The 5,507-nt window shown below is 69.5% G+C and carries 9 protein-coding genes; 3 read left to right on the plus strand and 6 right to left on the minus strand.

Translation table 11 applies throughout. The annotated features are described in order from the left end of the window. The 4 genes from MT490_RS09530 to MT490_RS09545 form a co-directional block, all read right to left on the minus strand. Nucleotides 1-424, minus strand: a 424-nt coding sequence (locus MT490_RS09530; RefSeq protein ID WP_297386479.1) for a DUF1178 family protein, incomplete at its 3' end; no start/stop codon positions are given. Then, entirely contained in the window at nt 421-1,242 is an 822-nt protein-coding gene (locus MT490_RS09535; RefSeq protein ID WP_297386481.1) for a carbon-nitrogen hydrolase family protein, read from the minus strand. The genes MT490_RS09535 and MT490_RS09530, both read right to left, overlap by 4 nt. Next, entirely contained in the window at nt 1,239-1,496 is a 258-nt protein-coding gene (gene grxC, locus MT490_RS09540) for a glutaredoxin 3 (RefSeq protein ID WP_297386483.1), read from the minus strand. The genes MT490_RS09535 and grxC overlap by 4 nt, the downstream gene beginning before the upstream one ends. A 34-nt stretch (nt 1,497-1,530) precedes the next feature. Further along, the gene (locus tag MT490_RS09545) at nt 1,531-2,262 is read right to left on the minus strand and encodes a ComF family protein (RefSeq protein WP_297386485.1); all 732 of its coding nucleotides are present in this window, start codon (nt 2,260-2,262) and stop codon (nt 1,531-1,533) included. On the opposite strand from MT490_RS09545, the gene MT490_RS09550 reads away from it, so the two are divergent. Beyond that, nucleotides 2,261-3,157 carry a class I SAM-dependent methyltransferase gene (locus tag MT490_RS09550; RefSeq protein ID WP_297386487.1) on the plus strand — a complete coding sequence of 299 codons (897 nt, stop codon included), beginning with the start codon at nt 2,261-2,263 and terminating at the stop codon, nt 3,155-3,157. The genes MT490_RS09545 and MT490_RS09550 overlap by 2 nt on opposite strands. Here MT490_RS09550 and MT490_RS09555 read toward each other — a convergent pair. Next, nucleotides 3,135-3,542 (minus strand): (deoxy)nucleoside triphosphate pyrophosphohydrolase, encoded by a 408-nt coding sequence (locus MT490_RS09555; RefSeq protein WP_297386489.1) that lies wholly within the window; start codon nt 3,540-3,542, stop codon nt 3,135-3,137. The genes MT490_RS09550 and MT490_RS09555 overlap by 23 nt on opposite strands. A 92-nt stretch (nt 3,543-3,634) precedes the next feature. Between MT490_RS09555 and MT490_RS09560 the strand changes: the two genes are divergently transcribed. Beyond that, nucleotides 3,635-3,805 carry a Flp family type IVb pilin gene (locus MT490_RS09560; RefSeq protein WP_363321741.1) on the plus strand — a complete coding sequence of 57 codons (171 nt, stop codon included), beginning with the start codon at nt 3,635-3,637 and terminating at the stop codon, nt 3,803-3,805. Nucleotides 3,806-3,937: 132 nt separating this feature from the next. Further along, on the plus strand, nt 3,938-4,105 hold the full coding sequence (locus MT490_RS09565; protein ID WP_297386494.1) for a Flp family type IVb pilin: 168 nt from the start codon (nt 3,938-3,940) through the stop codon (nt 4,103-4,105). 97 nt (nt 4,106-4,202) lie between these two features. Here the strand turns inward: MT490_RS09565 and MT490_RS09570 are convergent, their stop codons facing one another. Then, nucleotides 4,203-5,150, minus strand: a complete 948-nt coding sequence (locus MT490_RS09570; RefSeq protein WP_297386497.1) for an acetyl-CoA carboxylase carboxyltransferase subunit alpha — start codon at nt 5,148-5,150, stop codon at nt 4,203-4,205. Between the last annotated feature and the right edge of the window lie 357 nt (nt 5,151-5,507).

Here is a 5,507-nt window from a genome sequence, read left to right on the forward strand (position 1 = left end):
GCAAGGGCGCCACGGGCACGCCCTCGTCGGCCAGTTCCTGCGCCTGTTCGGGCGTGGCCTGGCCGTGGATCTGCGCCGTCGGCTCCTCTCCCAGATGCATCGCGCGGGCCTTGTCGGCGAAGGCCGTGCCCACCCATTGCGACGTCTCGAGTATCTTGGCCTGCGCCGAGGCGATCATCTCCATCGCCGCCTTCACGACCTCGGGCGGCGGCGCATTGCCGGAGGGCGCCGGCACGGGCGCGGCGGCACGCTGGTTGCCCTTGGCGGCCACGTTGGGCGCCATCACGGCCTTGGCGACGTCGCCATTGCCGCACATCGGGCACGCGACCAGCCCCGCCGCACGCTGCTCCTCCCAGGCGGCGCTCGATCCGAACCAAGCCTCGAAGACATGTCCGGCGGCGCATTTGAGGTCGAAGACGATCACAGCGTTTCCACCGGCGGAATGGAGCGGCGATGCCGCAGCACGGGCACGCGGCCGCGCGCCGCCTCGATCCGCGCCGGATCGATCTCGGCGAAGCCGACGCCCGCTGCCTCGCCCATGTCGAGCAGCAATTCGCCCCAGGGATCGGCGACGAGCGAATGGCCATAGGTCGCCCGCCCGTCGTCATGGATGCCGGACTGCGCGGCCGCGATCACGAACGCCGCCGCCTCGATCGCCCGCGCGCGCAGCAGCACGTGCCAGTGCGCCGCGCCCGTCGGCCGGGTGAACGCCGCCGGCACCGCGAGCAGGGTCGCGCCCGCGTCGCTCAGCGCGCGGAACAGGTCCGGGAAACGCAGATCATAGCAGATCGCCAGCCCCAGCACGCCGAGCGGAGTCTGCACCGTCACCGCGCGCTCGCCGGGCGCGTAGCTGTTCGATTCGCGCCAGCTCTCGCCGGTGGGCAGGTCGACGTCGAACAGGTGCATCTTGTCGTAGCGCGCGCGGATCGCGCCGGAATCGTCGATCACGAAGCCGCGATTGGCGAGCTTGCCGTCGTCGCGCAGCACCGCGAGGCTGCCGAGATGCACCCAGATCCCGTGCTTCGCCGCGGCGTCGCGCACCGCGGCGAGCACGCGATCCTCGTCTTCACGCGCCAGCGATCCTGCGGCGCGATCGCGATCGCGGTCGAGCAGGCCGGACATCTCGGGGGTGAACAGCATCGCCGCCCCGCCCGCCTTGGCCCGCTCGACGCCCTCGACGAGGGTGCGGGCATTGGCGGCGGGATCGATCCCGCTGGTCATCTGGAGAAGCGCTGCCTTCATGCCGCCAGCAACGGGTCCAGTCCGCCCTCATGGTCTAGCGCGGCGAGATCGTCCGAACCGCCGATATGCCTGCCGTCGATGAAGATCTGCGGGACCGTGGTGCGGCCATGGGCGCGCTGGATCATCTCCGGGCGGCGCGGGCCGCCCATCGTGATGTCGATCTCCTCATACTCGACCTTCTTGGTGTCGAGCAGCGCCTTGGCGCGGTAGCAATAGGGGCAGAACGCCTTGGTGTAGATTTCGATCTTGGCCATGTGTGTCTCGAGTTGTGATCCGCGGCCGCGCTTGTCAATCCAGCGCTTCGGCTTCGAGAACGCGCGCCCAGCACAGAAGGATCACTTTCGCCGCCCCCCCACGCTTGAGCACGCGCGCGCAGGCCGCAGCGGTCGCGCCGCTGGTGTGCACGTCGTCGACCAGCACCACCGTCTTCCCCGCGAGCTTCGCCCTGGCACCGTCCGTCAGCGCGAACGCCCCCGCCACCGCCCTCGCCCGGCCGCGCGCACCGAGCCCGCGGAGCACCGGCGTCGCCTTCACGCGCCGCAGCACCCCAGCGTCGGACGGCACCCCGCAGGCCCTGGAGAGCGCCGCCGCGATCAGCGCCGCCTGGTTGAACCCGCGCGACCAGATCCGCCAGCGGTGGAGCGGCACCGGCACCAGCAGACCGGCGTCCTCGGGCATCAGCCGCTCCATCGCGCGCGCCATCGTCTGCGCGCAGGCGAGCCGTCCCGAATATTTGAGCTTGAGCGCCACTTCGCGCGCCACCTCGCCATAGGCCACCGCCGCGCGCACGCCATCATGCGGCGGCGGATCGGCGAGGCATTCGCCACATAGGGCGTCCTCGCCGCGGTCGAACGCGAAGGGCAATTGGCACGCCGCGCACCAGGGCGGTCCGAGGAAGCGCAGCGCCCCCCAGCACGACGCGCAGAAGCGATGGTCCGCCGCGGTCACCTCCCCGCATCCCGGGCAGCGCGGCGGCAGCGCGAGATCGGCGAGGCGTACGAGGGAAGCGAGCGCGGCCATGCACGTCCTTGTCGCGGGCGCGCAGGCGCTGCACAAGCCGCGCGTGTCCGACTCCGAAAACCCCTCCGAAATCTTCTCGCGTGCCTCCCGCAGACGCCGCCGCGACCGCGCCGCCCCGGGCTATGTGGGATTCGCCTTCCTGCGCGAGCACATGCTCGAAGGGATTCTCGAGCGCCTCGATGCCGTGAAGCGCGAATTCCGCGACGTGCTCGACCTCGGCAGCTTCGCCGGCGACCTGCGGATTCCCGGCGTCCGAATCGCCCGCCTCGATGCCGGCTTCGGCTTCGCGCGCGCCGCCGGCGGGGTACAGGCGGACGAGGACCGCCTGCCCTTCGCCGACGCCTCGTTCGACCTGGTGATCTCGGCGGGCGTGCTCGACCAGGTCAACGACGTGCCCGGCGCCCTCGCCCTCGCCCGCCGTGTGCTGCGCCCGGACGGCCTGTTCCTGGGCGCCTTCGCCGGCGCGGGGACGCTTTCCACGCTGCGCGCCTGCGTCAAGGAGGCCGAGGGCGATCGTCCCGCCGCACGCTTCCATCCGCAGATCGACGTGCGCTCGGCCGGCGACCTGCTCAGCCGCGCGGGCTTCGCGCTTCCGGTCTCCGACATCGAGACGCTGGTGGTGCGCTATGCGGGGCTGCCCAACCTTCTCCGCGACCTGCGCGGCATGGCGGCGACCAATTTGCTGCCGAACCCAGCGCCGCTCACGCGCGACATGCTCGTCCGCACCTCCGCGGCCTTCGCCGATCGCGCCGAGGAGGACGGCCGTACCCCCGAGCGTTTCGAGATCGTCTATCTGACCGGCTGGGCGCCCGATCCCTCGCAGCCCAAGGCCGCGCGGCCGGGCAGCGCCACCGCCTCGCTCGCCGACGCGCTCAGACCACGGCGTCCGGACTGAGCAGCCGCTCGAGCGCGTCGACCAAGGGCACGTCGGCGGGCGGCATCGCCAGCGCGCGCATCTCGGCGGGCCGCACCCATTGGAGCGCGCTGGCGTGGTGCGGCTCGGGCGTCCCTTCCCACTCCCGCGCGACATAGAGCAACAACAGCAGATGCCGCCCGCCCAGCCCCTCGCTGGCGAAGGCGGCAGGCGCCAATGCATGCGCGTCGATCGCGATGCCGAGCTCCTCGGCAAGCTCGCGGGCCAGCGCGGCCTCGGGCACTTCGCCCGCCTCGACCTTGCCGCCGGGAAACTCCCACAGCCCCGCCATCGGTTTGCCCGGCGGGCGCTGCTGGACCAGCACGCGGCCGTCACGATCTACCAGCGCGACGGCTACTACCAGCAATAGTCCGGAAAAGGGGTTCGACACTTCGTTAATTCTCTTTCGCTATCCGCAGCAAATCCTGTGGGGGAGAAGCGGGCGATATGCGAGCCCTAGTGAAGACGATCCGCTGCCTGGTCCGCGATACCAAAGCGGCCACCGTAGTAGAATATGGCCTGATCTGCGCGTTGATCGTGCTCGCCATCATGTCAGCGCTGCTGGCGGTTGGCGCTGTCACGGCCGGCATGTGGAACAACGTCAGCGACAAGGTCCAGACCGCCAGCTAAGAATGACTAACGGGTTGGTAATACACCGGTTTAGCCGTTTCTTTACTTCCCTCCCATAGGGTTGTTGATGCCGAACCGGATCTCCGGGCCGGCCGGGTGAATGAAGTAGTTCTAGAACGTTGGAGACCGGTTATGCAGAAGATTCGCAACTTCGTTAAGAATTCCAAGGGCGCCACCGCGATCGAGTACGGCCTGATCGCCGCTCTCATCGCCGTCGCCGCCATCGCCGCGATGCAGGGCCTCGGCAACCAGCTGAAGACCACCTTCACGAACGTCGAATCGAACATGAAGGCTTCGTAAGCCTCAGTCGATCGAGACAGAGAGAGGGCGGCGGAACCAGGTTCCGCCGCCCTTTTTCTTTATCTCGACCGGATCGGCGCGATCAGATTGGATCGGATCAGAGCCGCCCCATCGCGAGGAACTTAGCGCGACGTGCCTGGCGCAGCGCCTCGGGCGAGAGGCCGTCGAGCCCGGCCAGCGCCGCCTCGACCGCGTCGCCCAGCGCCAGCACCGCGGCGCCCGGATCGCGATGCGCGCCGCCCAGCGGCTCGCCGATGATCCCGTCGATCACCTTGAGGTCCTTCAGATGCTGCGCGGTGACCTTCATCGCCTCGGCGGCGTCGGCGGCCTTGTCGGCGGTGCGCCACAGGATCGACGCGCAGCCCTCGGGCGAGATCACCGAATAGACCGCGTGCTCCATCATCAGCACCTTGTTGCCCGCCGCGAGCGCCACCGCGCCGCCCGAGCCGCCCTCGCCCAGGATCGTCGCGACCAGGGGCACGCCCAGATTGAGGCACATTTCGGTCGAGCGCGCGATCGCCTCGGCCTGGCCGCGCTCCTCGGCCTGCACGCCCGGGAAGGCGCCCGAAGTGTCGACCAAGGTGATCACCGGCAGGCGGAACTTGTCGGCGAGCTGCATCAGCCGGATCGCCTTGCGGTATCCCTCAGGCTTGCCCATGCCGAAATTGTGCTTGAGCCGGCTCGCGGTGTCGTCGCCCTTCTCGTGGCCGATCACCATCACCCGCCGCCCGCGGAAACGCCCCAGCCCGCCGATGATCGCATTGTCGTCGGCAAAGGCGCGGTCGCCGCCCAGCGGCGTGAAGTCCTCGATCAGCCCCGCGACATAATGCTTGAAGTGCGGCCGCTCGGGGTGCCGCGCGACCTGCGTCTTCTGCCAGGGCGTGAGCTTGGCATAGGTGTCCTGGAGCAGCCGCTCGGCCTTGGCCTGGAGCGGCCCGATCTCGGCCTGGATGTCCACCGCGCCGCCCTCGGCGGTACGGCGCAGCTCGTCGATCCGGCTCTGGAGCTCGGCGATCGGTTTCTCGAAGTCGAGGAAGGTTGCCATCGCTGCGCGGCTACCCCCGCGGCTTGGATACGTCAACGCGTGGCGATCCGGCGAAACCGCCCGGAAGAAGAGATTGATCACGCGGAGGCGCGGAGGCGCGGAGAAGATTTGTGCGCGCAGAGGCGCAGAGGACGCAGAGAAGGTATCGCGCGTCAGCGCGCTTCGCATTGCCGGATCGCTGCTGAAAGGCTGCTGACGCAGCCGGGCGAAACCCCTCCGCGCCCTCTGCGCCTTTGCGCGAACTAGGACGGATCGACATTCAAAATCCTCCCCCGCCAGGGGGAGGTGGCGCCGAAGGCGTCGGAGGGGGAGGTAAGCAATGCCCTCTCTAATTGAGCGCAGTGGTTCCGCCCCCTC

The organism is Sphingomonas sp. (assembly GCF_026460985.1).
In the GTDB taxonomy this organism is placed as follows: Bacteria; Pseudomonadota; Alphaproteobacteria; order Sphingomonadales; family Sphingomonadaceae; genus Sphingomonas.

Excerpts from the sequence above, each read along its gene's own strand:
- MT490_RS09535 (WP_297386481.1), bottom strand. The coding sequence starts at position 1,242 with ATGAAGGCAGCGCTTCTCCAGATGACCAGCGGGATCGATCCCGCCGCC.
- grxC (WP_297386483.1), bottom strand. The coding sequence starts at position 1,496 with ATGGCCAAGATCGAAATCTACACCAAGGCGTTCTGCCCCTATTGCTAC.
- MT490_RS09550 (WP_297386487.1), top strand. The coding sequence starts at position 2,261 with ATGCACGTCCTTGTCGCGGGCGCGCAGGCGCTGCACAAGCCGCGCGTG.
- MT490_RS09545 (WP_297386485.1), bottom strand. The coding sequence starts at position 2,262 with ATGGCCGCGCTCGCTTCCCTCGTACGCCTCGCCGATCTCGCGCTGCCG.
- MT490_RS09565 (WP_297386494.1), top strand. The coding sequence starts at position 3,938 with ATGCAGAAGATTCGCAACTTCGTTAAGAATTCCAAGGGCGCCACCGCG.
- MT490_RS09570 (WP_297386497.1), bottom strand. The coding sequence starts at position 5,150 with ATGGCAACCTTCCTCGACTTCGAGAAACCGATCGCCGAGCTCCAGAGC.